The sequence below is a fragment of the Candidatus Roizmanbacteria bacterium genome (assembly GCA_016700135.1).
GTDB lineage: Bacteria > Patescibacteriota > Microgenomatia > UBA1406 > GWC2-37-13 > UBA1450.
Window position 1 is genome coordinate 523,882 of sequence record CP065004.1, and the last position, 25,105, is coordinate 548,986.

General features: G+C 40.4%; 25 protein-coding genes. 10 read left to right on the forward strand and 15 right to left on the reverse strand.

The genetic code is table 11. The features are described from left to right. The first annotated feature begins 38 nt into the window (after nucleotides 1–38). Nucleotides 39–2,294, forward strand: a complete 2,256-nt coding sequence (locus IPM65_02935) for a hypothetical protein (protein ID QQS44529.1) — start codon at nucleotides 39–41, stop codon at nucleotides 2,292–2,294. Between the two features lies 1 nt (nucleotide 2,295). On the opposite strand, the gene IPM65_02940 is transcribed toward IPM65_02935, so the two are convergent. Further along, complete coding sequence (locus IPM65_02940) at nucleotides 2,296–2,889, reverse strand: hypothetical protein (GenBank protein QQS44530.1); 594 nt, start codon at nucleotides 2,887–2,889, stop codon at nucleotides 2,296–2,298. A gap of 82 nt (nucleotides 2,890–2,971) precedes the next feature. Continuing rightward, nucleotides 2,972–3,379, reverse strand: coding sequence for a hypothetical protein (locus IPM65_02945; protein QQS44531.1), 408 nt, complete (start codon nucleotides 3,377–3,379; stop codon nucleotides 2,972–2,974). A gap of 188 nt (nucleotides 3,380–3,567) precedes the next feature. On the opposite strand from IPM65_02945, the gene IPM65_02950 reads away from it, so the two are divergent. The 6 genes from IPM65_02950 (at nucleotide 3,568) to IPM65_02975 (ending at nucleotide 9,803) form a co-directional block, all read left to right on the forward strand. Then, complete coding sequence (locus IPM65_02950) at nucleotides 3,568–5,703, forward strand: tetratricopeptide repeat protein (protein ID QQS44532.1); 2,136 nt, start codon at nucleotides 3,568–3,570, stop codon at nucleotides 5,701–5,703. A gap of 69 nt (nucleotides 5,704–5,772) precedes the next feature. Continuing rightward, nucleotides 5,773–5,952, forward strand: coding sequence for a hypothetical protein (locus tag IPM65_02955; GenBank protein ID QQS44533.1), 180 nt, complete (start codon nucleotides 5,773–5,775; stop codon nucleotides 5,950–5,952). Next, nucleotides 5,949–6,797 (forward strand): hypothetical protein, encoded by an 849-nt coding sequence (locus tag IPM65_02960; protein QQS44534.1) that lies wholly within the window; start codon nucleotides 5,949–5,951, stop codon nucleotides 6,795–6,797. Before IPM65_02955 ends, IPM65_02960 begins: the two co-directional genes overlap by 4 nt. 16 nt (nucleotides 6,798–6,813) lie before the next feature. Next, the gene (locus IPM65_02965) at nucleotides 6,814–8,313 is read left to right on the forward strand and encodes a phenylacetate--CoA ligase family protein (protein QQS44535.1); all 1,500 of its coding nucleotides are present in this window, start codon (nucleotides 6,814–6,816) and stop codon (nucleotides 8,311–8,313) included. Then, nucleotides 8,313–9,368, forward strand: coding sequence for a ThiF family adenylyltransferase (locus IPM65_02970; GenBank protein ID QQS44536.1), 1,056 nt, complete (start codon nucleotides 8,313–8,315; stop codon nucleotides 9,366–9,368). The genes IPM65_02965 and IPM65_02970 overlap by 1 nt, the downstream gene beginning before the upstream one ends. Before the next feature lie 12 nt (nucleotides 9,369–9,380). After that, nucleotides 9,381–9,803 carry a hypothetical protein gene (locus tag IPM65_02975; protein QQS44537.1) on the forward strand — a complete coding sequence of 141 codons (423 nt, stop codon included), beginning with the start codon at nucleotides 9,381–9,383 and terminating at the stop codon, nucleotides 9,801–9,803. Here IPM65_02975 and IPM65_02980 read toward each other — a convergent pair. Next, the gene (locus IPM65_02980; GenBank protein ID QQS44538.1) at nucleotides 9,800–10,474 is read right to left on the reverse strand and encodes an IS1595 family transposase; all 675 of its coding nucleotides are present in this window, start codon (nucleotides 10,472–10,474) and stop codon (nucleotides 9,800–9,802) included. The two genes, IPM65_02975 and IPM65_02980, sit on opposite strands and share 4 nt — an antisense overlap. A 219-nt stretch (nucleotides 10,475–10,693) precedes the next feature. Between IPM65_02980 and IPM65_02985 the strand changes: the two genes are divergently transcribed. From IPM65_02985 to IPM65_02995, 3 genes are read left to right on the forward strand one after another with little or no spacing between them, the layout of a single operon-like run. Then, nucleotides 10,694–12,286 carry a GAF domain-containing protein gene (locus tag IPM65_02985; GenBank protein ID QQS44539.1) on the forward strand — a complete coding sequence of 531 codons (1,593 nt, stop codon included), beginning with the start codon at nucleotides 10,694–10,696 and terminating at the stop codon, nucleotides 12,284–12,286. A 2-nt stretch (nucleotides 12,287–12,288) separates the two neighbouring features. Beyond that, nucleotides 12,289–12,699 carry a response regulator gene (locus tag IPM65_02990; GenBank protein QQS44540.1) on the forward strand — a complete coding sequence of 137 codons (411 nt, stop codon included), beginning with the start codon at nucleotides 12,289–12,291 and terminating at the stop codon, nucleotides 12,697–12,699. A 1-nt stretch (nucleotide 12,700) separates the two neighbouring features. Next, nucleotides 12,701–13,546 carry a hypothetical protein gene (locus IPM65_02995; protein QQS44541.1) on the forward strand — a complete coding sequence of 282 codons (846 nt, stop codon included), beginning with the start codon at nucleotides 12,701–12,703 and terminating at the stop codon, nucleotides 13,544–13,546. 3 nt (nucleotides 13,547–13,549) lie between these two features. Here IPM65_02995 and IPM65_03000 read toward each other — a convergent pair whose 3' ends face one another. From IPM65_03000 to IPM65_03055, 12 genes are all read right to left on the reverse strand, one after another. Further along, nucleotides 13,550–14,275: a hypothetical protein gene (locus IPM65_03000; protein ID QQS44542.1), complete on the reverse strand. Its 726-nt coding sequence runs from the start codon at nucleotides 14,273–14,275 to the stop codon at nucleotides 13,550–13,552. Between the two features lie 70 nt (nucleotides 14,276–14,345). After that, the gene (locus tag IPM65_03005) at nucleotides 14,346–16,703 is read right to left on the reverse strand and encodes a type IV secretion system DNA-binding domain-containing protein (protein QQS44543.1); all 2,358 of its coding nucleotides are present in this window, start codon (nucleotides 16,701–16,703) and stop codon (nucleotides 14,346–14,348) included. Between the two features lie 61 nt (nucleotides 16,704–16,764). Then, complete coding sequence (locus tag IPM65_03010) at nucleotides 16,765–17,133, reverse strand: response regulator (protein ID QQS44544.1); 369 nt, start codon at nucleotides 17,131–17,133, stop codon at nucleotides 16,765–16,767. Between the two features lie 62 nt (nucleotides 17,134–17,195). Continuing rightward, on the reverse strand, nucleotides 17,196–17,636 hold the full coding sequence (locus IPM65_03015) for a type II secretion system protein (GenBank protein QQS44545.1): 441 nt from the start codon (nucleotides 17,634–17,636) through the stop codon (nucleotides 17,196–17,198). Between the two features lie 154 nt (nucleotides 17,637–17,790). Continuing rightward, nucleotides 17,791–17,907, reverse strand: a complete 117-nt coding sequence (locus IPM65_03020) for a type II secretion system protein (GenBank protein QQS44546.1) — start codon at nucleotides 17,905–17,907, stop codon at nucleotides 17,791–17,793. 93 nt (nucleotides 17,908–18,000) lie between these two features. Further along, entirely contained in the window at nucleotides 18,001–19,086 is a 1,086-nt protein-coding gene (locus IPM65_03025; protein ID QQS44547.1) for a LytR C-terminal domain-containing protein, read from the reverse strand. 4 nt (nucleotides 19,087–19,090) lie between these two features. Next, complete coding sequence (locus IPM65_03030) at nucleotides 19,091–19,483, reverse strand: hypothetical protein (GenBank protein QQS44548.1); 393 nt, start codon at nucleotides 19,481–19,483, stop codon at nucleotides 19,091–19,093. Between the two features lie 3 nt (nucleotides 19,484–19,486). Then, on the reverse strand, nucleotides 19,487–19,993 hold the full coding sequence (locus IPM65_03035; protein QQS44549.1) for a prepilin-type N-terminal cleavage/methylation domain-containing protein: 507 nt from the start codon (nucleotides 19,991–19,993) through the stop codon (nucleotides 19,487–19,489). 1 nt (nucleotide 19,994) lies between these two features. Continuing rightward, nucleotides 19,995–21,893, reverse strand: a complete 1,899-nt coding sequence (locus IPM65_03040; protein QQS44550.1) for a prepilin-type N-terminal cleavage/methylation domain-containing protein — start codon at nucleotides 21,891–21,893, stop codon at nucleotides 19,995–19,997. Nucleotide 21,894: 1 nt separating this feature from the next. Then, nucleotides 21,895–22,368, reverse strand: a complete 474-nt coding sequence (locus IPM65_03045; GenBank protein ID QQS44551.1) for a type II secretion system protein — start codon at nucleotides 22,366–22,368, stop codon at nucleotides 21,895–21,897. Nucleotides 22,369–22,370: 2 nt separating this feature from the next. Further along, nucleotides 22,371–23,423 (reverse strand): type II secretion system F family protein, encoded by a 1,053-nt coding sequence (locus IPM65_03050; protein QQS44552.1) that lies wholly within the window; start codon nucleotides 23,421–23,423, stop codon nucleotides 22,371–22,373. Between the two features lie 4 nt (nucleotides 23,424–23,427). Then, nucleotides 23,428–25,104: a type II/IV secretion system protein gene (locus IPM65_03055; protein QQS44553.1), complete on the reverse strand. Its 1,677-nt coding sequence runs from the start codon at nucleotides 25,102–25,104 to the stop codon at nucleotides 23,428–23,430. Nucleotide 25,105 lies beyond the last annotated feature (1 nt).

The following is a 25,105-nucleotide window of genomic DNA, read 5'->3' on the forward strand; positions in this document are numbered from 1 at the left end:
GTCCAGAAAGCTGACAGTTCATTGAGTATAATATGTGTATGACAAAGCTCTCAGCGGGGACAGGCTTTGCATCGCTTTTCAAAAAATACAGACTTCGTTCGGAGATAGAGACACTATCAGAGTTCGGAGATATCCTTGCTGAAGAGGGGATGGTCTACGAAACCAGTTTATTTACTAAATGGCAAAGCGGATACAGGACCCCCAGGGACCGCCGCTTACTTCTTACGATAATCCGAATATGCAATAAGCGGGGCGGAATACGGCTGATTCGTGAAGCAAACGCACTTCTTGAAGCGGCCGGACAGGGATACATGACGGAGAGTGAGATCTCAGATATCCCTGCACTTCACCGACAATTTTCTTTCCAGGCACCAAGGAAAATCGCATACTATATCGGAAGGCAACTGTATATCACAAAGGCCACAAATGCTCTGACTGAAGGGAAAACGGTACTGCTGTACGGGCAGCCCGGGATCGGGAAAACGGTTATCGCAGGAGGAATAGGACACGATGTGGCTCATCATTTTCCGGACGGAGTGTATTGGTATCAGCTCCAATCATCAACAGTAATGGATATTCTGGCTTCGATCGCAGAAATATTCGGGCACAACGTCCGCAATATCGAGGATTTAACAATCCGGGCATCGGTTGTGAGATCTTTGTTAGTCAACACGAAAGCTCTTTTTGTCTTTGACAATCTGGAACATGAAGATGATATTGATTTTCTTCTCCCGAATACCCGTTCGTGTGGAGTGCTTTTCACTTCGATCCATCCGTGTATACATGCTAGAGGTATTGACGAAAGGATACAGGTACAGCCGTTTACGAAGAATGAGGCACTGTATCTGTTTCATGAGATACTGGGCGAAACATATACGCAACTCCATACACGTGATATATTGAAGCTCTACGCTCTTGTTGAGGGACTTCCACTTGCGCTGCATGTTGCGGCCAAACAGGTACTGCATTTCAAAAAGTCACTGCAGGAGTTGATTTCTCATATAGAAAACACCAGGACGAATTTAGCGGATTATGCATATGAAAATAAGAGTATTTCATCTGTTCTGCAGATCTGTTTTGAGAAACTGAAGCCTAGGCAGAAGGAAGTATTTTCTTCTCTGGCTGTATTTTCAGGTCGGGATTTTTCCGTACAGGCTGTGGCATATATTAATCGGATGACTGTTGCGGATGCACAGAGACAGCTTGAGTCCTTGTACGGTTTTTCATTGATTGATCAATCAAATCACAACAGATATCGCATGCACCCCTTTATCCGCATATTCGCTCTCTCTCACGTGAAACAGGACGTGTATGTCAGGGCAGTTCGGTGCTACTTGAAAACGATCAAAATGAAGCGGAAAACATACTTCCTTTTTGTCCGTCGGGAACTTGATAACATACTGCCGCTTCTTGATAAAACGCTTTCCTCAGAAGTATGGAGTTCCGTTTCGGAGATTTGGGAATATCTGTCTGATTACCTGTGGAATGCAGGGCGCTGGGACGATCTCAAAAGATACAGCAAGCATATCTACAGGCTGAGCGGTAAACACAAAGATTATGCTGCTAAAATCCGTGTGTGTTTACTCTCCCTCAGCCTGGTGTATTACTGGAAAAATCAACTGAAACGTTCTGAACGGTATATCAGGGAAGGGCTGAGTTTGGCATCAAAGATAAATGACCGGTATCTGGTGATGCTGGGAAAGCAGCGGCTGGGACGAGTCCTAATGAATACGAGTAAGTTTGAAGAATCTGAGCATTTGCTTGAGGAGGCAAAGACATATTTCTTAAGCGTCCACGACCAAATCCAACTTGCGATAACCATCACAAATATCGGAGAAACGGAACTGAGGAAAGGGCATTTTGATACTGCTCTTACGCATTTTTATGAAGCTTATCAATACAGCCGGAGTATCCAGGATATATCCATGAAAAACATATGTCTGGCAGAAGTTCTATTCTATATCGGAGGATTGAAGTTGTTGAAGAAAGATTGGGATGAAGCACAGAGAAGTTTTGTTGGCGGTTTGGAATATTGTAAAAAAATTAACGAATACTCGGAGATTTCAGTCATGGGATATATTGGGCTCGCCTTGTGTTTCGAATACTTTGGACAGATAGGACCTGCTAAAGAAAGTTATCACCGTGCCCGTGAACAGATAGAATTTCTTGGGATTGATAAGTCTCTTTTTCATCATGATACTCTTTTTTCTATCCTGAAAAACGAGATTGTTGAAAGCCCGATCTGCGGGTCATTAATGGGTAAAGAGGAGAGAGAAGTGACTCTAAATACTTGAATTATTCACATTGAAAGAAATAAGATCCGATACTATCATTTGTCCACTTTTCATTATCTTTCGGAATATTTTGCCAAACCTCCATACCTCTCCCTGATTTTTTTGAAAAGGTAAGAAATTCATAGTTATAAACACGATTATAATTCTCTTTCTTCACAGGTCGTACCGCTTGGATAATATTGTTTTCATCTTTAATTATGGTGTAGTCTTCCAAAGGATCCATAGATCCTGTATCACGAGATCGAATGATCTTGTCATTTTGAAATGTGAGACTAAAGCGTATTGATTCACTTTTTATCATCATGGCTGTTGTCCTGTTTCCGTCTTTTAAGCTATAAAGGCCGTCATTCAATTGTTGATTTGTATATGCAGTACATTTGAGTTTTTCTCTAAAGGTAAATGTATTTACCCTATCCGGAAGAAAACAGTTTGTTTGATAATCTTCCCAAAAGTTACTCTGACTAAAACAAGTAAGCCTATCTCGAGGGATAGAACTGATGTCGTATAGTATAGTAGGCCAGCGAGTTCCAAAGAAAAAGGCAGCTATGGAAACTAGTAAGAAAAGTATAATGGTAAATACTGTTTGCTTTTTCATATTTCAATTATGCAATAAGGGAAATGGATTTACCTTCCTATCGATTGATTGGGAGGTAAGAAACTACTCAACAGACGGTTGACTATCCCTTCGTGCAGCCAGGCCATGATGATCGGACATCGATGAGAATTCGAACCCAGTCACCAGACATACTTGTCGGGATGCTTAAAGAACAGCCATTGTAAACACGACGGCCATCGGGGTAGCGGACTCCGTAGTCCACATACAAACTTCCTTTCCACCACCAATTTGAGAGGCGATACTCATTGACAAGGGGATTAAACTCCCTGTACCAAGAAACCGACTGCCCATTGTGATTTGTCCCATAGACGCGGATCCAGGCGATACCTTGTGCCCCTGAATCGGATGCCTTCTGGAACAAAAGTTGCTGCCCATTACTTCCAGCCATGACTTCGTGAGATGGTATGATACTGACCATGCTCACAACCAATGCAAGCACCACTACTACAAACGTGAGTTGCCGACGCATGTTCGAGCTCCTTTCACTTGATGCGTCACAGATTGTTGAGTTGTACTAAGATACCATCATAACTTTCTCACAGCTTTTGTGAAAAAGTTCACAGGTACTTAGAACGATATTATTCTATGAAGGACTTATATATTTATGAATGACTGCTTTGTCAGGAAAACTGACTGGAAATGTAATATAATTACATCATGACAAAGCTCTCAACGGGGACAAGCTTTGCCCAACTATTCAAAAAATACCGGCTTCTTTCGGAAATTGAAACCCTCGCAGAATTCGGCGATCTTCTTGCAGAGGAAGGGTTTGTGTATGAAACAAGTCTTTTCACCCGTTGGCAAAAAGGAGACCGCGAGCCAAAAGAAAGACGGGTGCTTCTTGCAATACTGCGAGTATTCGCCAAAAGAGGCGGAATTGTGAGTATAGAGGAGGCGAATTCTGTCGTCCAATCTGTCAATCAGAAAGATTTAACACATGAAGAATCTTCAGCTCTCTCTGAATTTATTCAAACCTCAAATACTAAAACATTACCGGTAAAACCATACCTTTTTGTCGGCCGGGATGAATTGTTAAAGGATTTATCTTGGGAGCTGATTAATAAAAAGAAAGTATTGCTATACGGGATGCCAGGAGTGGGTAAGACATATATTGCAATATATTTAGCACACCAGTTGAAAAATTTCTTTTCCGATGGTATTTTTTGGTTCCGTGCTGATATCAAGAGTTATGATGATATTGTGGATGAGTTATTGAGTAGTTTTGGCTTAAATGTTTCGCTAGGGTCAAGCGAAGAAGTGAAATTGGAGAAGCTAAATTCAGCTCTTAAGAATAGAGATATTTTAATTATTCTAGATAATATTGATAATGATCTGTTTACAAAAAGATTTGATATTAAAGCACTACGTATCCCGATATTAGCTACTTCTGTGAGGAAATTATCATTGGAATTTTCTACATATAAAGTTCACCCTTTTTCTGTAGAAGAGTTTATGAAGTTAAGTGAAAAAATATTGGGGAAACCATACCTTTTAACTAATAAGCTTGATATTGAAGATATCGGGAAGAAAATTGGATATTTACCTATTTCTTCACTACTTACAATTAAACAGGTCTATTTATATCCTACTGAAATTAAAAGTATAACTTCAAAATTTGATAATTCCAACTTAAAGCTAGACACACTAATTTATGACCATAAGAGTTTATCTGTAACTATTGATCTAGTGTTTCGAAGGTTACAATTAGATGAAAAAAAAGTATTAGTAGCATGTGCTGTCTTTGAAGGTCAAGACTTTGATATAGAGCATGTGTCAGTAATAACGAATATTAGCAAGAAGAGCATTCAGAGTTTCTTTAATAAGTTAATAGAAATTTCTCTACTTGATTTGTCAGTTACAAATAGATATAGATTGCATCCTGCCATACATGCGTATTTGCGAACTAGAGTTGAATCTACAACCATAATAAATCTCATGAAACTTTATGTTAATAATTTAAAGAAAGTTAGCATTGGAAGTGATAAATACCTTGCATATTTCAATAAAGAATATGAAAGCATTATTGGCATCATTAACCAAGGATATAAGTTTGGCCAATATAAATTGGTCACACAAATTTGGCAATTTGTAAGCACGTACATTTTCATCAGTGGGGATTGGGGAAAAATACTACAATTTTCATCAATTATCGAGGACTCCTATCGAAAAATAAATGATAAATATGGACTAGTTATTTATTGGATAGAAGATCTGGGCAGAGTATACTTTTTCCAAAAAGATACTATTAATGCTAGAAAACTGCTACAAGAATCATCTAAAATCGCACGATCTCTTCAGGACAATTCTCTGTTAGGTTTGATTTCGCAAAAATATGGAGCTTTGTATAGCTCTATTAACAAACTCGATTTAGCTGAGGAGCATCTATCTAAAGCAATAGAGCAATTGCAAATTACCAAGCTAATTGGACAACTGGCAAAGACTTATGCATATTTAGGAATGGTTTACGCAAAACAAGGAAAGGATTCTCTTGCGATAAAATATATGGGAAAAGCACTTAGAGATATCCAGCACATTGAAGATATACCAGTGATTGGATATATATATGTTTACTTAGGCAATTCATATTTAAAGATTAATCAATTACTAGATGCCGAATTCTATTTAAGAAAAGGATTGAAGTACTCTGTTAAAAGAAATGTTCTTATTTGCTGCGCTCTAGCATATGAAGGTTTAAGCGAATTGTGCCAGAAAAAAAACAAAATGTATCTTCAAAAAAAGTATCTTACTAAAGCACAGGAGCTTTATTCTGCCTTGGGTATGCATTCATCCTAATTATCTCTCTAAATATGTTGCTGTATAATAAATTGAGCGGAAATCAAAAGTATTATTCTCACAATTGATATGAATTCTATAAGAGACCTTGATCTTCAAACTTTTTTTGATGAAAAGTCTCCACAAGATAAAATCAAATTTTTGTTGCAACTTGCAATGCTTGCACCATCGACTCATAACAGTCAACCCTGGCTTTTCAAAATAAAAAGCGGATCTTGTGAAATTCATGTAGATTCTAAAAAAAAATGACAGCCTCTGATAAAAGTGGACGAAATCTATATATTAGTATTGGAGCATGTTTAGAAAATTTGGTTATAGCTTCGAAATTTTTTGGTGTTTACAGTCATGTTAAATATCATAAAAACATTAAAGATGATTCCGTATGTGAAGTATACTTTAATAATCTTACTGGTTTAATTGCGAAACCAAATCTACGACACAAGTTGTTGGTAAAAGCTATTCTAAAAAGAGTTACAAAGCGAGCATTTTATCATAAAAGGCAAGTCCCCAAAAGTATAATTAATGCATTAGAAAAACTTTCAGTTCATGAGCATATTAAGGTTAATGTACTAACCACCAGTGAGAAGTTAAATCAATTTACAGATATAACAATAAAAGCTATTCAATCTGGGTATAGTGATAGAGCTTTTCGGAAGGAATTATCGCAGTGGATTAATAATAACCTATCAGATCGAAAAGAAGGTATTCCTGGATACTCATTAAATATGCCATTTATTGTATCACTGTTATTCCCATTCCTATTAAGGAATATAAACTTGAGTGAATTAGTAGCACGAATTAACAAGAAAAGTCTGAAGACGATGTCTGCTGTGTGTATTGTAACCTCAGCCACTGACACAAAACGCGATTGGTTAGAAATAGGACGAATATCTCAAAGAGCATTGCTAATATTAACTAGCAAAGACTTGAGCACATACATAACAGTCGCTGCAGTCGATATAGATAATTACTATCTAGAAGTTCAAGAGTTATTGAATACGTCTTGGAGACCACAATTTTCTTTTACTTTTGGCTACTCTAATATTGTCTCTAAATTCCCCCCGAGACATTCCGTCGACGAAAAATTAATATAATTTACAATTATGCGTGATGAATAATTATATAACGAAGTATGAATCTCTATTAAGGAATAATAGTTCGAGTTATTGGCAAAAAAAAGGAGAAATTAAAGTACTAGAACTATTTCATAGTATGGCACAAAGGGTTCCTGCCTATAGAAAATATCTACAAAATCTAGCAATAAAACATCAGTCAGTTAAAACAATTGCTGACTTTAAGCAGATTCCACCCATAGACAAGGAGAATTACCTAAGAAGATATTCTCTTGAAGAACTATGTTGGGACGGTTCCTTTAATAAAGAACAATGGATAATATCAACAACTTCAGGATCAACTGGAGAACCTTTTTACTTCCCTCGTACTAACGCTCAGGATAGAGAGTACGCTTTAACAGCAGAGTTATATTTAAGGAATAACTTTAGTATTGAAAGAAATACTACGTTGTATATTAACGGGTTTGCTATGGGGGCATGGATAGGTGGAGTTTTTACATATCAAGCGATCACAGATATTGCTCAAACAGGGAAATACCCCTTAAGTATAATTTCACCAGGAATCTTTAAGCCGGAAATAATTAAAGCTATTAATAATCTAGGAAGTAAGTTCGACCAGATCATTATTGGCGGTTATCCCCCGATGATTAAGGATATGATCGACGATGCTATACAATCAGGGATAGACTGGTCTAACTATAATGTGGGATTTGTTTTTTCAGCAGAAGGATTTTCTGAAGAATTTAGATCCTATATTATTCGGAAAGCACAACTAGCAAACTACTATACTTCGACGATTAATCACTACGGTTCGGTAGATCTAGGAACAATGGCACATGAAACGCCATTAAGTATTTTTATTCGTAAGGATCTAATTTCTTCTCCCAGAAGATATATCAATATTTTTAATGATTTCTATCGTTTACCTACTTTAGCTCAATACAATCCTTTACAGTTTTACTTTGAAGAGGTAGACGAGAGGCTGTATTGCTCTGCTTATAGTGGGATACCTTTAGTTAGGTATGATTTAAAAGACCATGGTGGTGTTTATGGGTTTGATGAGATGCTTGCGCTTTATCAGTCAGATGGCATATCTCTAATGGAAAAAATTAAAGGTCTAGAATTAGGGAAATCAATTTGGAGATTACCGTTTGTTTATGTTTATGAGCGCAGTGACTTTATTGTGAAATTATATGGGGCAAATATTTATCCTGAGACTATTCGGAAAGTATTAAATTCTTATTTTGCAAAACAACTAACTGGAAAGTTTACTGCGGAAATAAATTATGATGACGATCACAATCAATATTTGGTCATAAATATTGAAATGAAAAAAGGAGTAAAACAAACTAAAGTACTTATAAAGCTGTTAACTGATGAGATAACAAAGAGATTGTTAAAAGAAAATTCAGAATTCCGTTCAAACTATAAAGAAAGTCCCCTTAGGCAAAGGCCACATATAGTTTTATGGGAGTATGAAAGTTCAAAATATTTTACACCTGGAGTAAAGCAAAAATGGGTGCTTAGTGAAAAATAATGGAACCAATAATTTTAGATGAGTTTAAATATTCTTTAGAAGACATTCAAAAATTGTCTAAAGAACATCCTATCACAGAAAGGAAAGACTTATATTGTGCTCAATTAGCAGAGCTTTATGAAGTTAATTATCCTGCAAGGAAGCTTCAAAATTCTACAAATAAAAAAAAATTTTTTAATGATAAGCTCAGTCCAAATGCTGATATCCGTGGAAATTGGGTATATTTCCCATGGAATGGACATTTGATCCACACACTTAATAGGGATGACTACTTTGAGCTAAGAACAAATCGTAACCAACTGCTGGTTTCCACTCAGGAGCAGAAGAGAATATATAGAAGTACAGTAGGCGTTTTAGGGTTATCGATCGGCAGTCATATCGCCGTAAATCTATGTCAACAAGGGATTAGTAAAACGATCAAAATTGCAGACGATGATTCTATCGATACAACAAATTTGAATAGAATTAGAGGTAGTTTAATTGATGTCAGCAAAGACAAAACTGTAAGTGTACAAGAAAAAATCCATGAATTAAATCCTTATAACAAGGTGGTTTCGTTTGGCAAGCTTACAGAGGAAAATCTCCCTATGTTTTTGGGGAATTCACCTAGGCCAAATGTGATAGTGGAAGTCATTGATGACTTTAAAATGAAAGTACATTTGAGATGTCTTGCACGAAAGTATAGAATACCCGTTATCATGCTCTCCAATGTAGCTGATAACATTATTATCGATGTTGAGAGATATGATCTTTCTTCGAATCTATCCTTCTTTAATGGGTTGCTAGGAAATCTTCCAGAACAGATTATTAGAGAGCCAAATACTGATCCTAATATTCTTGCAGTCGCTATGGTCGGTAAAGAGCTTATTCCCGATAAAGCCCTAAAGTCTGTTAAAGAAATTGGAAAAACACTTGTAGGAAGGCCACAACTTATTAGTACAATTTCAGTGTCAAGTGGGATAGCCACTTATATGATACGAGAAATTTTATTAGGAAATGATCAGATACAAGGGCGGAAGGTGTTAAGGCTTGATGATATCTTCTATAAAGAATAGTATACTTTTTCTATGGAGCTATTCGTTCTATTTATTGTCTTAATAATAAGCATTGTACTAAGTCTTTTCGTTATTCATAGTAATCCTAATAGCTTTACCAATCGTTTATTTGTTATTCTTAACGCTACAATTTTCGTTTGGGCAATTATTAATAATCTATCATTACAGGCTACCAACGAAGCAACAGCATTATTATGGATGAGACTTACAACTTTTTTTGCTGTTCCACAAGCTGTTTTAGTATACCTATTAGTACAGAATTTACCGTTTGATAAACGTCTTGTCAGTAAAACTCAACTATTCCTTCTCTTATCTATATCATCGTGTACCATGCTTTTAACATTGTCTCCGTGGGTATTTAGTAATGTAGTCCTAACTCCAACAGGCTATACTCCAGTTATAGGAATGGCAATGCCGATATTTGCAAGGCTCTAGACTAGCACATTAACAATTTGTAATAGTTCATTGTAAAGGATCGATGGGGATTTGCTCCATCTCCATTCACACTCTTTCAAGTGTAATGGAAAGTTTTTCTTTACACCATTGAACTTAACGAGACGTCTTTTACAAAAGGACCAGAATGACTCTATGCCATTGATATGGACCCCTTTTGTATTTGAGAACTCATTTTTCTTGTGATTGATTCTCAAATGTTTGTCATACCCGACATCAACAAGTCCGTTGTATCCGCTCCACGAATCTGAATATACAGTACTGTTCAAGTCAATCTTTCCCTTCATAACAGCATGTAGCGTTCTTCTTTTACAGTTTGGAATGATACGAGTAAATACACGTCCTTGACGCTCATATATCCCAAATACTACCTGCTTAAATGACGTCCCACGACCTCTTTTACTTGACTTGCCTCTCATCCTTCGAGGTCCAAAGTATGATTCATCAATTTCTATCTCACCACCAACATATCGTTGCATCTGGTGCACTTGGTGATGATATATGAGTTGACGAATATTATTGTAATATTTGTTGACTGTATTGCGGTTGAGACCCAAAATACCAGAGGTCTGTGTAGCACTCAGATCGTGTGCAAAACACCATAGTATCTTTTTTCTCTTGTATTTTGATATCGGCCTATTGTTACAAACCATACCTCTAGTTTAGCACTACTCTGCTAGTCTAGAGCCTTTGCAATTACTGTTACAATAATCTCTATTCTTGCGATTACGATTTTAGTTAGAAGATTTATTCGGTCGAAGGGAAATACAAAAAATCAATTAGGATATGTCTTGTTAGGCTTAGAATTGATGCTGGGATTAATTATTGGAACGATAATCTTTCCACTAATTGTTTATGGCAGCATCTTTTTTGTGGCATTTGCACCAATGTATGCATTACTTTTCTTAACTTTCACAGCATATGCGATTGTAAAGCATCGCCTTCTTGAGGTACGCGGACTGGTTGCAAAAGCTGTAACTTATACAATTTTATTAATATTAATTGCTTCTTTTTATACGTTAACGACATATGGTGTTGTTACGTTATTTTTTCATGAGTCTATTCCGGCGAGATATCTTATACTCTTTAGCTTACTTTGTCTTTTTATTGCACTATCTTTTTCGTGGATTAAAAAAATAACTGAAAAACTCACCGACAAAGTATTCTATAGAGACCATTATGATGCAAATGATTTGCTTTGGAGTCTGAGCCGTATTATGGCATCGACACTTTTGTTGTCAGATTTAGTCAAACAAATACTGGATAAACTCCTTGAACAAATGAAAATTAATTACGGTGCTGTAGTTCTGGTAAAAAATAAATCCATTTTTTGGGTTGAAAGCGCAGGAGAAGTCTCGAAGCATCCGTTTGACAATGCCGGGGCGTACACCCTCGTTTATGATTCCTATCACACCACAAAACACAACGAGCATATCTTTATTTTTGAGGAACTTCCTGAAGGGAAAATTAAAAAGCTTTTGAGGAAACAGGACCTCACAGTGATTATTCCTCTTACGGTCAGACATGAACTGATCGGCGGCTTGATGTTGGGTCAAAAATCCTCCGGAGAAATATATTCATCCGAAGATGTCGAGGTTTTGAAAATCCTGGCTCCGGAAATCGCCGTAGCTGTCAGGAACGCCCTCTCTTATGAAGAAATTAAAAAATTCAATATTACTCTTGAAAATGAGGTTGACCGTGCTACAAAACGACTCCGTGCTGCAAACCACAGATTGAAGGAATTAGACCACTTGAAAGATGAATTCGTATCAATCGCTTCTCATGAGCTCAGAACCCCCATGACGGCCATAAAAAGCTATCTGTGGATGGCGATACATCAGCCGCAGCAGAGCATCAAGAATCCTCTTAAGAACTATCTTGATATTTCTTACAACTCCACAGAACGTCTGATTCGGCTCGTAAATGATATGCTGACGGTGTCGCGGATAGAAAGAAACAAAATCGAGCTTAAGAAGGCGCCAATTGATATTATTGAGGTTGCGGAGCTTGTACATAATGAGCTGAAAATAACTGCGGATGAAAAAAGTATCTCTTTTGTTTTTGAACATCCCAAAAAGAAACTGATTGTAGACGGAGATAAAGATAAGCTGCGGGAAGTCATTCAGAATATTGTCGGTAACGCACTGAAATTTACACCTGATAAAGGTACGATCACCATAAGAGCAGAAGAAAAGGGGAATCTTGTCCATCTTTCTGTCACCGATACGGCATCAGGAATCCCCAAAGAAGAACTGCCGAATCTCTTCAAAAAATTCAGTAAAATTGAGTATTCTTACTCTAAACACAGCAGCCAGCCCGGGACGGGTCTCGGTTTATATATCTCCAAACAGATTGTTTCTTTACACAACGGCGATATTAAAGTACAATCAGAAGTAGGTGTGGGAAGCACCTTTACCGTATTATTACCTCTTTATAAAGGGAAAGGCGGTGAAAATGAAAAGTAACTATGTCAACAGACACAGATAGGTCTAAAACCATTTTAGTCGTCGAAGATGAAGAGTACTTACGTGATCTGTATGTCCAGATACTGAAGCAGGAAGGATACAATGTTGAAGTCGCCGTAAACGGTGAAGAAGCCTACCAGAAAATGTCTCAAAAAGATTATGACCTTGTGATTCTGGATGTCATACTTCCGAAAATGGACGGTCTTCAGGTAGTAGATAAGCTGAAAAATGAGGGACATTCCGTCAACAAAAATGTCGTCCTGCTGTCCAATCTCGGACAGGAGCTCGTTGCTGCAAAGGCAATCGACTTAGGAGTGAGAGGATATATGGTTAAGAGTGACTATACACCTGAAGAACTGGTGAAAGAAGTCGGCGGTTATCTGACAGACGACGGACCGAAATCAGAACTATAATATGGAACATTCATTTATGCACAATACATCTAAAGCCGGGCAAAGAGGACAAGCTCTTATTGTTCTTGTGCTTATGATCTCAATTATCCTTGCTATTGTCAGTGCAACTTCATATCGACTGACCACAGAAACGCAAACGACCAAAGCGCAGGAAGATTCCGTACGTGCGCTGGCTGCAGCCGATGCCGGAATTGAAGTGGGGTTGCAGCGCGCGAATAATTTACCGGCGCAAACGTATACTTTTGCGGATTTGAGTTTGAGCCTTGCCGGTGTCGACTCAACAAGAAGCAGAGTCCTTATTACAGATACCAGCAGTGATTTTGTATCTCCAGTTATACCAAAAGACGGCCAGTTTACATTTTATGTCAAAGATTATAATGATCCGGCAGCTCCCAATTATGCTTCAAATATTGCGATCAATTTCCGTTCGGAGTCGGGTAACTCATGCGGTGCTCCGCGGACTCAGCCTGCGTATGAATTGACTTATATTTATGGCCCGACAGCCAATCTGGTCCGCCGTATGCTTGTTGAGCCTTGTACGGGTCCTCAAGCAATATCGGGAAATTCGTTTACTGCGGCAAATCCCGGATTGTATGTAGTTGCAGCAACTAACTTTGAACACCGAACTGTAATCAATCCCGCAACGTCCGGAATGGCAGATATGAGAGTCATTATCATCCGCCCGATATTCGGATCGGCCCGTTTCGGATTTACCGGGACCAATCTTGAACCTCAGGGCAAGCTTATTAGATCAGAAGCATACACTACATCCGGACCGTCAAAAATTGTTACCATCTTTCAGTCTCTTCCCCAAATTCCGGCAGAATTTTTCGTGACGACATTCTAAAAATCAGGTGAATTTTTCGAAATGTACTTGATCTCGGGGAATATTTTTTGAAGCAAGATATTCTTTCAAAGACTCCACTACGTTCGGACCGCCGCAGATATAATAGTCGTAATTATTCAGAGTTTCTCCTTCCATGGCTTCCAGACCGTGGGTCACCCGTCCGATCATACAATGAGGATTATCGGACTGTTCCTCCCGGGAAAGACAAATCTTTAGAGAGAAGTTTTCATACTTCTCTGCCAATTCTTGTAGTTCCTTCATGAGATACAGATCTTTTTTGTATTTCATTCCCCAAAAGAGTTTCAGTTGTTTTCCGCTTACAGAATCGGTTTCAAGCAGTGTTTTAACCATACTGTAAATCGGTGCTATACCCGTACCAGTTGCCAGGAAAATGCTGTCTTTATCTGATTCTTTGTAGGTAAATAATCCTGCGGGTCCCTGTAATGTCGCTTTTTGCCCGACGGGAAGCTCTTTTACAAACATACTTCCCAAACCGTTCGGAATAATTTCGATAACAAAATCGATATGATCTTTCTCAAGCGGAGAAGATGCGATTGAGTAAAGTCTTCGTGCTGGATGTCCCTTTTCCTCCTTAGGAATATGAAAAATCATGTATTGACCGGCTTTGTATGTCCAGTCAGCCTGATCAGGATACGAAAACTTCAAAAGATAAATTTCGGGAGCGATTTCTGTTTTTTCAAGTAAAGTTGCCTGATAGGTGATAAGCATGTTTGATATGGTGGGCTACTGATAACTGAATAGTACATGATACCATAGCCGACCTGAATTATTCCTAAAATTAAAGGCGGGCACGCTGAGAGATTGCCGCTTCAACAAGCTCGACAGGTTTCCCGTACTTGAGTTTTGAAAGCTGTATGATAGCCTGGGCAATCTTCTCATTGCGGGCTTTCTTCAGTTCGTCCATATCTTTTGTCATATCGACCGAGAAAGGTTCGACAGGTTCATTGTTTACAATCGTTTTCATGTACCCATGGAAGCGTTCGATATTGATCAAGTCACTTTCATTGAAACGGGGCTGGAACTCACGAGCTAAGTAGGATGCATCCGTTACTCCGACACGGAATGACATGAGAGTACCAACGTTACCGAATACTGCATTTTTCACTTCCTCATCCATCTGTCCGATAAACTGGTTTGCCACGGTCAGACTGAGATGATATTTTCGTGCCTCTGAAAGAATGACGGCAAAGTCAGGTGTTGCGAAGTTCTGGAACTCATCTACATACAGGAAAAAATCACGACGGTCTTCTTCCGGAGTATCCACCCGGCTCATAGCCGCAGCCAGGATCTTCGGAATGATAAGAAGTCCCAGGAACGTCGAGTTCTCTTCTCCCAGTTTTCCTTTGGATAAATTGATCAAAAGAATTTTCCCGTCGTCCATCACATTCCTGAAATCAAATGATGATTTTGATTGTCCGATAATATTTCTCATCATTTTGTTCGTAACGAAACGTCCGAACTTCGAAACGATATAATCCAGAACTTCGGATTTATGAAAATCTGAAGTCTGGGCGATCTGATCAGTCCAGTATCTTCGGACAATCGGGTCTTTCACTTTCGGCAAAAGCTCCTGAACAAATTTCTGATCGGTCATAATACGTACGATTTCGATAAAGGTTGAGCCTTCTTCGGACATAATGGTCAGCATGGCATTACGGACAGCATGTTCGAATCTCGGACCGATAATACCAGTCCTTTGGGGATCGTACAGTTTGTACATCAGGTTGATGATGGCTCCCGTGATGAAGTGCTTCTGCTCCTCAGTTTGTGCTTCCAGGAGATTGAGACCCATCGGACGTTCGGTTTCTGAAGGATCAAACAGAATAACATCTTCGGCGCGTTCCGGCGGGATATATCTTAGAGTATCATCTATCAAATCTCCATGAGGATCGATGACGCAGACACCTTTTCCGTCATTGATATCCTGTTTTATCATCTCTTTCAAAAGTTCTGATTTTCCTACACCGGTTTTTCCGATGATATACATGTGGCGCATTCGGTCTTTAAGGTGAATATTGACGGGCCGTCTGACACCTCGATAGTAGCCGTAGCCGATATGTGTCCCTCCGGTCATAGGGACTTCAGCCGCTACGGAAGCTGATTTTGCTTTCAGCCATTGGATATTAGGTGTTTCCACAGTCTTGTTCGGGAAATGAAACATTGATGCCAGTTCATCCACGGTCATAATCGAAGTAAGTTTTGTCCCGGGCATCTCAAATGCGGGAAAGAACTTGTAGATAAAGTTCATCATAAATCCTGACTTAAACCATATTTTAGGACTCGTCAGTTCATTGTGATCGGAATCAAATTGGGTAAAAGCGTTGGTGATATTTCGTAGATGAGCGTCGGCAGTGTCACTGTTTTTGGCCGATACAACAATGCGTATCATAGTCTCAAAGGCAGGTTTAGACGTTTTTTCATCAATTTTTTCCAGAGTTTTCTGTGAAGTCTCAAATGTCGCTTCATTCGGGTCGGCCTCTTTCTTTTTGGTACTGGAGATAAATGATCTTCCTTCTGATTTCCAGCTTGAATCCGCTCCGCGAATCAGGATCTGGATGATTGCCCCTTCATCATCATCCATCTTTGAAAGGGCAGAGGTAATTGCCGCCATCGTGTCGTTCGGGATATCGCGGTATGTTTTCAATGGCATGTATGTCTCCTTGCTTGCTTTCATTGCCTGAAAAGCAACTTTACCGTGCTCGGTAAAAATATTCGGTTCATCCACTTTTTTGATATCCGCGGACGGATAGTATCCGTAGATAGTTTTTTCAACCAAATCAACAATCTTGCTTGGAGCAGACACATAGAACCGGATATCTGATTTTGTCCCCACAATCTCAAATGCCATGGCATCACTAACATCCAAAAAACTCAGCCAGCCGCTGCTCTTTTTAAGAGAAGAGAAGGATGCAAACATCTGTTCAGCCGCATCAACCTTGATCTCATTGTCTTTCGGGACTATCACCTGAAGGGTGATCATTTCATATGCCATTTGTTCCCGTTTTTTCAATCGGATATAGATCACCAGGAGATATGTGAAACCAATAGTAAGAAGCGACGCAATGATTGCGCCGATGACTACAAAGCCGAAGAAAATGAGCCGGCTGATGACACCGTCAAATAATGCTTGATCCATAAAATAATTATACAGGAAATCCACGTATCGGGATATTTAAGCTGTAAGAGGAGGGTAAAAATCACTTCAAAAGAGCGTTTACTTTCTCTACAAATTGAGGCGGCGACATATCGCTTTTTATCCAGTGGTCAGCCGCTTTTGCCAGTCTCTTTTTATCATTATCACTGGCATCAAGATTGGTCAAAAAAATTACCGGGCATTTTAGCTTTATCTGCTCTTCGGTTAAAGCATCCATAATCTCAAACCCATCCATACCGGGCAGCATTACATCAAGGAGTACGAGATCCCAGGTATTTTTTTTAATCATATCAAAAGCCTTCTTGCCGTCAACGGTCCCCGTGACATCATAGTGTTCGTTTTTCAATAGATCGGAATAGAGCTGATGCAGAAACTGATCATCCTCAACAAGAAGTATCTTTTTTTGAGCCATATGCCCACCAGTATATCACAAAAAAACCCTCCGAAGAAATCGGAGGGTTTTAAGGTTTTTACTTAGCGAGTGACTTGGATTGTGCCGCCATTTGCATCCGGTGCATAGATGGTTACACGATTGTTTTCAGCTGATGCTTCGTATCCTGTGTCATAAGCTGTACAGTCAGTGATGTCTGCTCCCTGGTTACTGGCAGGATCCTGCGGAAGTGCAGCGATATATGTCGGGACAAGAAGTGTGCACAGATCAACTCCTGTGTTACTGATTGCCGCAGGTGTTGCAGCCATAGTACCCGGGACTTGTCCGTTGTTGGCGACCATATATTGATTAACAGCATTCAAAATGGCATTGATATCACTTCTTCGTTTTGTGTCATCTGCCTGCTGAAGCTGTTGACCTGGATTGACAGCAATAAGAGTAATAGCCAAAAGGACTGCAAGGATACCGATTACGACCAACAGTTCAATAAGCGTGAATCCTTTATTGTTTCTAAGTTTTAACATAGTACATAGAAATTAATAATATATTTTCAGAATAGTGAAATTTTAAGGGCATGTCAAGAGTATTTGCTGTGTTATCAATGCAGAAGCAATACATCACTCTTCTTCATCCTGCCTGTAAGTTGTGATGAGGACGTCACTCGTGAGTTCATCATTTTCACGGGTAGACTTCATAGCCGAGGGATTTTATCATAGCCAAAAGGACTGCAAGGATACCGATTACGACCAACAGTTCAATAAGCGTGAATCCTTTATTGTTTCTAAGTTTTAACATAGTACATAGAAATTAATAATATATTTTCAGAATAGTGAAATTTTAAGGGCATGTCAAGAGTATTTGCTGTGTTATCAATGCAGAAGCAATACATCACTCTTCTTCATCCTGCCTGTAAGTTGTGATGAGGACGTCACTCGTGAGTTCATCATTTTCACGGGTAGTAACTTCATAGCCGAGGGATTTTATCATGGTTGTAATTTCGTCTTTATAGGATCTCGGAACCGACGGCTTGAAGACGATTGACGTTTTTTCTGAATCAAGAGTTGGAGCATTTCCTGTCGTGACATTGGTAAAATCAGCCTCAGCCAGGCGATCCTGTACCCGATCCGCTTCTCCTGCAATGCCTGAACCGTTCAGTACCCTGATCTCGATATCTTCTTTCGGGATATCCGGCTTAAGAGTTGCGGTAGGAGACGCCGTTGTCGGTGTGGCGGAAGGGAGTATCGGTACCGTGGCCGGTGCGGTGATATCAATCGGTTGTCTTGAAATTTGTTTCGGTGCCCGTTTTTTCTGCATATAAAAATAAAAAGCTACAAGAATTACAATCAGGACAGCAAAAACTCCCAACAGCAAATAAAGTCTGTTATTGCTTTGTTTTTTCGGTGTCGAGAATTCTTTTTCATCACGGTCAACATTTTTCGGCTCTTCATCCTTGACCGGAAAAGAGACCTGCTGGAGTGAGTTGAAGTGCTTCATAAGCTGACCTCCGACCTGCCCGCTGAACGTGACTGACTGCTGTCCGTACAGAGCAAAAGTCGGGACTATCGCCTGTGTCGTAAATCCAGCCGATTCAAAAACGTTCTTTATGGCGTATGCAAATTCTTTATTCAGTGCGACGATTACGGTGGTGTTTCCTTGCGTATAGGGTTTGCTCAAAACTTTATTAAAAGGAACATTGTCGGTAAAATCCATGCGAAGCGTTTCAATTTCTTCCGGAGATGTTTTTTCAGGTATTACCTTTTCAAAATAACACTGAGAAGAGAAACATAAAAGAACGTCAGCGGGCTTGAGTTTGTTGGCTTTCACAAAATCACTGATTACTTTGGAAAGCTCTTCACCGCTTATGACTTCCATGTCCTGCACGGATGTCGGAGGGAAGGTGAGGGATAAAGCATTTTTTGCATCCCCACCAAAGTAATACAAACCTTTTCGGTCGACAAAAACAATAGCGCGCATACTATCAGTATACCGTGTTCCAGGAGGTAACTGTCAACCGGTTATCAATATAGGAAGCAGTGGCCTGAATGGTATGTCGGAACAAACCGTTAGCCGCTGTTGCATGGATGGTTTTGGTATCAGTTCCCGTGACAGTGATAGTTATGGTATTGTCATCAAGGATGAGAGTCTCCCCGGAGTAGCTTGGATTTCTGATAAGTCTGAGAATTGCGTTTTCAACTCCGCTTTCTGCAGCTCCCATGACTGCGGATCGTGATTCGGTAATATGTGTCGCGCGGGAGGTGTTTATCATGATAGCAACGGAAGCCGCCGCGACAGATATTGCCATCACGGAAAATACCAGCAACGTTACCAATGTCTGGCCTTCCTGATTTTTTAAAATTTGCTGAAGTTTCATATATTATCTGATGCCGAAAATGGTATCAATAGTTGCTGTTTCCGCTCCGGTTGCATTTTCTGCGACACTTGTCACAGCCATTTGTACCTGAACGGTAGGATTACCGTCAATGTTTCCGATCTGTGTGAACGAAAGACTTGTAACTCTTGAGCGCGGACTGATCATCTGATAGGTGTCAGCCGGAGTGGTCAATGTCAGAATTTCACCTGACAACTCATATACGTGCTCCTGTCCGGCGATTTCCAGGATAAGGGTATCGGATGTGTCTCCGGGATTTGCCGGCTCAATAACAGCGGCGGCACGGTCAAAATCGTATTGCATTCGGGAAATAATAAAGGTTGAGTCTGTTTCTGTAGCTGAAATTCCCTGATTCTCAAGCTGTTGCTGCACTGTTGCGGCAAATAAGGAAGATAAAACTACAAGGACTACGGAAAATAATGCCATAAAAATCAAAAGCTCAACGAGTGTAAACCCTCCCTTTTTGTGTGTTTGATAAAAAAATGATTTCATATTATGGTGAATAGTTAACTACGGCTTCTTCAAAAACGGGTGTGGATGATGAGTCTGATGTTTCAAGATACGAACGGTACCTGAAGCACCTGCCCGGGTTCTCAAATCCCGCACTATCATCGTCAAAAGGTATCAGATCGTCTGAAGTATAGAAAGTGCTTGGTGTCCCGTCCGGTCCCACGAAATCAAATACCGCACCGCTGCAGCTTCCGCTTACACCGTCAGTAATCGCCACCTGATATTGAATGTTGGTATTCGGAGGCAAAACATCCTGCGGGATAAACCGATTAAATGCCGTCGAATATCCGACGTCGAAGGTTGCGGATTCGTATATTCCTGATGATGCATAACTGAATCCGGGACCGCCGACAATAGTTTTAAATTCCGCGGCAGGATCACGGGTTACGATATACGAATACGCATCCCCGTCACTTTCAAGTACCGTGGATACTCCGTAAATCCCGCTGTCGACTTGAGCGCCGCCGCACTTTGTAGGACTGTTTTCATTCGTTACGTCAATAACCTGATACTCTTCTCCTCCTGTCCCGACCAGAATAATTTTATTGCCTGTTCCCATAGCAACTCCTGTCGGACTCATGCCGCTTGCATTATATGAGCTGATGACCGGCATAGACCCGCTTTTATTACTGGTATTTATGATAAAAAGTTCATCCTGACTTCCGGAGCTGCTTGTCGCAAGATATGCCCGGGTTCCCGTTTCGTTTACCCATACTTCCTGTCCGCGTTGTCCGTTTACGTTTGCATATGCCACATTCCGGATATTACTCGGATTCCGGACATCAACGACACGGAGTTCTGAAGAGCCATAATCGAGAGCAACATACGCGTATCCGTTCACGACAGCCAGCCGGTATCCGGTTGCAAAGAAAGCCAGCATCACACGGTCAAGCTCAGGACGTGATCCGGTCTTGCTTGATAGATCAAAAGTATGCAGATTAAATCCAATTGTGACGTACCCGACATTGTCTCTTACATATACTCCCTGTGCAGTCCCGAACCAAGATGTGTCATTGAAGTACCCGACTTCCTGCATCGTTGTCAGATCAATGATAATGACATCCCGGCTCACATCCCCGGTTGCCGCATACGCATAGTTACCGTCTATAAAAACATCGTTTGTCTCATAGCCGGTGAGTATCGATTCAATCGAAGCATTCGGCGGATAATTGTTATCAATTGCAACTTCTACAAATGATCCGCCGCTTCCCTGATGGGTTCCGGTAAATGCCTTTCCTTCATAGGCTTTTACGTCTTTTGCATTGCCGCTTCCGGGGAGATCAAGTTCGTTGACAATTGATGTGCTTGGCTGGCACCAGTCGCCCCGACCGCCGAGTCCGAGGATTACTTCTCCTCCGCTTGTGTTGGTGACGACTGTTCCGTTGTGCTCTCCTGTATTAAAATCAGCTTCCGTCGTCTGAATATATGTCGCATTATCAAGGTAGCGGGTCATGTACATAGTCGTGTCAATAGAAGTCGGGATCGGTTCATTCCAGGAAATGGAAATGACTACCCGTTTCGTGGAAGGATCAATAGTCCCTCCTGAGCTCACAATTGTATTTGAAGAATCGCGAAGCACGGAAGAAATTTCAACTTGTGTCGTTATGCTGTTTTCAGTAATCGGATCCGGAGCTAAAGACCAACTGGTGCCGTCTGATACGGTGTGATATGTCCCGTTGTCCTGAATATTGCTCCAACCTGATTCGCGGATACTCCTTAGCGCCTCTTTTGTTTCCTGCAGTTTTTGTGCCGCAATTGCCCTTTTTTGCTGCTGCGGTCTGCCTTCACGGGAAGTTATGAGAGAGCCGATCAATACAGGGAGAAGCATGGCCATGAGAGCCATAACAATAAGTATTTCTATGAGTGATTGTCCTTTTTGCATGTTAGGGTAATTGTGTGAAAACTCCCAAAGCGTTTAAACCGATTATTGTCCCGTCTGATAAGCCGAAGCTGTTGTTTCCCGCGGTGAATCCCACAATTTCACCGCTCCCTTTTTCAAAAACAATTTGGGAGTCCGGGAACGTAATATTGTTGAAAGCAAGTTGTCCGTCGAGTGTTACCGTAAAATTTCTGCTGTCTGAAGGCGTGTAGGTGTCACCCTGAAATAAAGTATAAGTATTTGTTTCAAAATGGATTCCGTATCGATAGGTGTTTCCGTCATCCGATGCACCGTTCATCGCTTTTGTCTGTTGGAGTTTGATATCTGAAAGCAGAATTTCGAGTGATTTGCTTGAATATGCCTGCTGCTGTACACCTGATAGACTGACAATTGCCAGAGTCAACATGATTGCCATGATTGCCAAAACGATGCCCAGTTCTATCAGGGTGAAGCCTTGTTGTTTCAGGTGATTATTCATAATTATCGTGCCCCTACTTGTCCGATCAGGCTGTAGATAGGGGCTATGATAGAGAGCATCATTCCTCCGACGACTACCCCGATAAAAAGCAGCATGACAGGCTCAAGAAGAGTAGTAAGCGTATTTAAAGATCTCTGCACTTCATAATCCATATGTTCCGAAACATCCTGCATTGCCTTGTCGAGTGATCCCGTTTTTTCTCCTGCTTCGACCAATTTGATAACAATCATCGGGACTAATCCTTTGCCGTCCCGGATACCTTCTGCGAATCTTTTTCCTGAAAGTACGGATTTTTGGGTATGCGCTACCAGTTTCTGCATATCCCGTCTCCAGACTATTTCTTCACACAGTTCCAATGCATTAGTTATGGTAAGTCCCGAAGAAAGCAGCAATGCCATACTTCTGGTAAAACGTGCAATATCAATCTGCTTGATCAGGCCTGAGATAAGGGGAAATGAGAAAAATATCCGCAATACAAATGCCCGTTTCTTGATATAAAGTACGATAAATCCGAGAATGAGTAATACCACTCCCACAATCAGGGCAAGTGTGTTGTGAATGATCAGGTCCGACATGAACATGAGTATCTTTGTCGGAAGAGGAAGTTCCACATCCATACGTCCGAATACGGATGCCAGTTTCGGCATAACAAAAATCAGAATAAGAAGCATCACGAGAAAAAATACTACCATGATTACAATCGGATAAATCATTGCCGACCTGATTTTATCCAAAAATTCCATCTCGTTCTGGACATGCTTTTTGATATCCTTTAATGCAACGTCAAGAGTCCCGGCTTCCTCTGAAGCACGGATGATATTGACCGTTACTTTGTCGAAGGTATTCGGGAAACGGGCAAAAGAGGCATACACCTGTTTCCCCTGAGTTAAATCCTGACGCAGTTCAGATAACAATTTCTTTTGATTCCCCTTGGAATCCTCCAAAAGTGAATCAACCGCCTCCAGGATTGAGATTCCGGCAGCCAGCATCGTTGATAAATTATCAAAAAGCGCGATTTTATCTTTTGTCTGGAGTGATAATTTTTTAGTATCCATAATATTACATAGCTTCGATTTTGGTGACGCGAAGTACTTCTTCTATAGTCGTCCGTCCTTCAGCGACTTTGGCAAGTCCGTCATCAAGCATGGTGAGCATTCCGTCTTTTTTAGCCTGCTGCATAATGACATCGGAATCAGCCTTCTTCAAAATCAGTTCACGTACCGGCTTTGTAACTTCCAGCACTTCAAACACGGCCAGTCGTCCCATGTATCCTGTCGAATGACAGATATCACAACCGGCACCTTTGTAGATATGAATATCTTTTTTCGTTCCGAAATGTTGTTTGATGAGCTCGGGCGGTATGTTTTTACTGAAATCATCATAAGAGACATCTACTTTTGTCTTGCACATTTCGCAGATTTTTCTGACCAGACGCTGAGCGATGATGACATTGACAGTTGAAGCTACCAAAAAAGGCTCAATTTTCATATCCATCAGGCGGGGCAGTGCCGTTGCCGCATCATTGGTGTGAAGTGTAGATACCACCAAGTGACCTGTCAGAGCTGCATTAACGGCAATACTTGCGGTTTCCGAATCCCGGATTTCTCCGACGAGGATGATGTTCGGATCCTGCCGCAAAATAGATCTCAGTCCGCTTGCAAAGGTAAGATTTGCTTTCTTATTTACCTGAATCTGATTGACGCCTTCGATGCGGTACTCAACAGGATCTTCAATCGTTGTAATGTTTTTTGATCGAGTATTTAAGACTTTTAAAATGGCATAAATGGATGTAGATTTTCCTGATCCCGTCGGACCGGTTGCCAAAATCATGCCGTAAGATTTTGTATATGCCCGGCTGACTTTCTCCAGATCTTCATCGCTCATGCCAAGATCAGTCAGGGTAATCGACCTGTTTTGGGTGGAAAGCAAGCGGAGTACTGATTTCTCACCGTTTACGATCGGGATGATTGAGACGCGAAGATCAAGATAACTGTCTTCAATCTCGAATCTCATCTTTCCGTCCTGCGGGCTCATGTGCTCGTCTGTACGAAGCTGTGACAGGACCTTTATGCGGGTAATGATTCGTTCATGCAGATATTTCGGATACGTCACCACGTCATGTAAAATTCCGTCAATACGGTATCTGACAAGAGCATTCTCTTCCTGAGGTTCGATATGAATATCTGAGACTTTGTCATAAAAAGCGGTTTCAAGAATAAGATCAACGATTTTTGAAACGGAAACATCATGGCTTGATTTTTTTTCTTTCGCATCACCGAGGAGTTTATCAAATGCTTTCTGGAGATCCTTTTTAAAAATATAAAAGGTATTCAGAATATCCCGTTCCGTCGCAAGGTGAGGAATAATTTTTGCCTGAGTTTTGTGAGAAACCATGTCTATGATTTCTTTGTCCCGCGGATCTGCCATTGCGAGTTTGATCCCTGATTGATCGCGTGCAAAAGCGATAACTTTTTTCTTTCGGGCGATTTTTTCCGGAACGATATGGAAAACATCCTCAGCAATAGAAATCTTGGCAAGTGAGACAAACGGGATCTTCAGATGATTGGCAATTGTGATTCCGAGCTTTTCATCTGAAATGATATTCATCTGAAGAAGTGCATCCGTAAAATCCGTATGAGCATCCTTGGTATATTGCTCAACCAATTTTATTTTGGCATCGTCAAGAATATTTATTGATTTGAGAAGCTCTTTCAGCTCTTCTTCTTTGAGAAGCATA

What these genes read in the sequence shown, in the direction of transcription:
- IPM65_02935 (QQS44529.1), top strand. Translation starts at nt 39, where the DNA reads ATGACAAAGCTCTCAGCGGGGACAGGCTTTGCATCGCTTTTCAAAAAA.
- IPM65_02940 (QQS44530.1), bottom strand. Translation starts at nt 2,889, where the DNA reads ATGAAAAAGCAAACAGTATTTACCATTATACTTTTCTTACTAGTTTCC.
- IPM65_02945 (QQS44531.1), bottom strand. Translation starts at nt 3,379, where the DNA reads ATGCGTCGGCAACTCACGTTTGTAGTAGTGGTGCTTGCATTGGTTGTG.
- IPM65_02950 (QQS44532.1), top strand. Translation starts at nt 3,568, where the DNA reads ATGACAAAGCTCTCAACGGGGACAAGCTTTGCCCAACTATTCAAAAAA.
- IPM65_02955 (QQS44533.1), top strand. Translation starts at nt 5,773, where the DNA reads ATGAATTCTATAAGAGACCTTGATCTTCAAACTTTTTTTGATGAAAAG.
- IPM65_02960 (QQS44534.1), top strand. Translation starts at nt 5,949, where the DNA reads ATGACAGCCTCTGATAAAAGTGGACGAAATCTATATATTAGTATTGGA.
- IPM65_02965 (QQS44535.1), top strand. Translation starts at nt 6,814, where the DNA reads ATGAATAATTATATAACGAAGTATGAATCTCTATTAAGGAATAATAGT.
- IPM65_02970 (QQS44536.1), top strand. Translation starts at nt 8,313, where the DNA reads ATGGAACCAATAATTTTAGATGAGTTTAAATATTCTTTAGAAGACATT.
- IPM65_02975 (QQS44537.1), top strand. Translation starts at nt 9,381, where the DNA reads ATGGAGCTATTCGTTCTATTTATTGTCTTAATAATAAGCATTGTACTA.
- IPM65_02980 (QQS44538.1), bottom strand. Translation starts at nt 10,474, where the DNA reads ATGGTTTGTAACAATAGGCCGATATCAAAATACAAGAGAAAAAAGATA.
- IPM65_02990 (QQS44540.1), top strand. Translation starts at nt 12,289, where the DNA reads ATGTCAACAGACACAGATAGGTCTAAAACCATTTTAGTCGTCGAAGAT.
- IPM65_02995 (QQS44541.1), top strand. Translation starts at nt 12,701, where the DNA reads ATGGAACATTCATTTATGCACAATACATCTAAAGCCGGGCAAAGAGGA.
- IPM65_03000 (QQS44542.1), bottom strand. Translation starts at nt 14,275, where the DNA reads ATGCTTATCACCTATCAGGCAACTTTACTTGAAAAAACAGAAATCGCT.
- IPM65_03005 (QQS44543.1), bottom strand. Translation starts at nt 16,703, where the DNA reads ATGGATCAAGCATTATTTGACGGTGTCATCAGCCGGCTCATTTTCTTC.
- IPM65_03010 (QQS44544.1), bottom strand. Translation starts at nt 17,133, where the DNA reads ATGGCTCAAAAAAAGATACTTCTTGTTGAGGATGATCAGTTTCTGCAT.
- IPM65_03015 (QQS44545.1), bottom strand. Translation starts at nt 17,636, where the DNA reads ATGTTAAAACTTAGAAACAATAAAGGATTCACGCTTATTGAACTGTTG.
- IPM65_03020 (QQS44546.1), bottom strand. Translation starts at nt 17,907, where the DNA reads ATGTTAAAACTTAGAAACAATAAAGGATTCACGCTTATTGAACTGTTG.
- IPM65_03025 (QQS44547.1), bottom strand. Translation starts at nt 19,086, where the DNA reads ATGCGCGCTATTGTTTTTGTCGACCGAAAAGGTTTGTATTACTTTGGT.
- IPM65_03030 (QQS44548.1), bottom strand. Translation starts at nt 19,483, where the DNA reads ATGAAACTTCAGCAAATTTTAAAAAATCAGGAAGGCCAGACATTGGTA.
- IPM65_03035 (QQS44549.1), bottom strand. Translation starts at nt 19,993, where the DNA reads ATGAAATCATTTTTTTATCAAACACACAAAAAGGGAGGGTTTACACTC.
- IPM65_03040 (QQS44550.1), bottom strand. Translation starts at nt 21,893, where the DNA reads ATGCAAAAAGGACAATCACTCATAGAAATACTTATTGTTATGGCTCTC.
- IPM65_03045 (QQS44551.1), bottom strand. Translation starts at nt 22,368, where the DNA reads ATGAATAATCACCTGAAACAACAAGGCTTCACCCTGATAGAACTGGGC.
- IPM65_03050 (QQS44552.1), bottom strand. Translation starts at nt 23,423, where the DNA reads ATGGATACTAAAAAATTATCACTCCAGACAAAAGATAAAATCGCGCTT.
- IPM65_03055 (QQS44553.1), bottom strand. Translation starts at nt 25,104, where the DNA reads ATGCTTCTCAAAGAAGAAGAGCTGAAAGAGCTTCTCAAATCAATAAAT.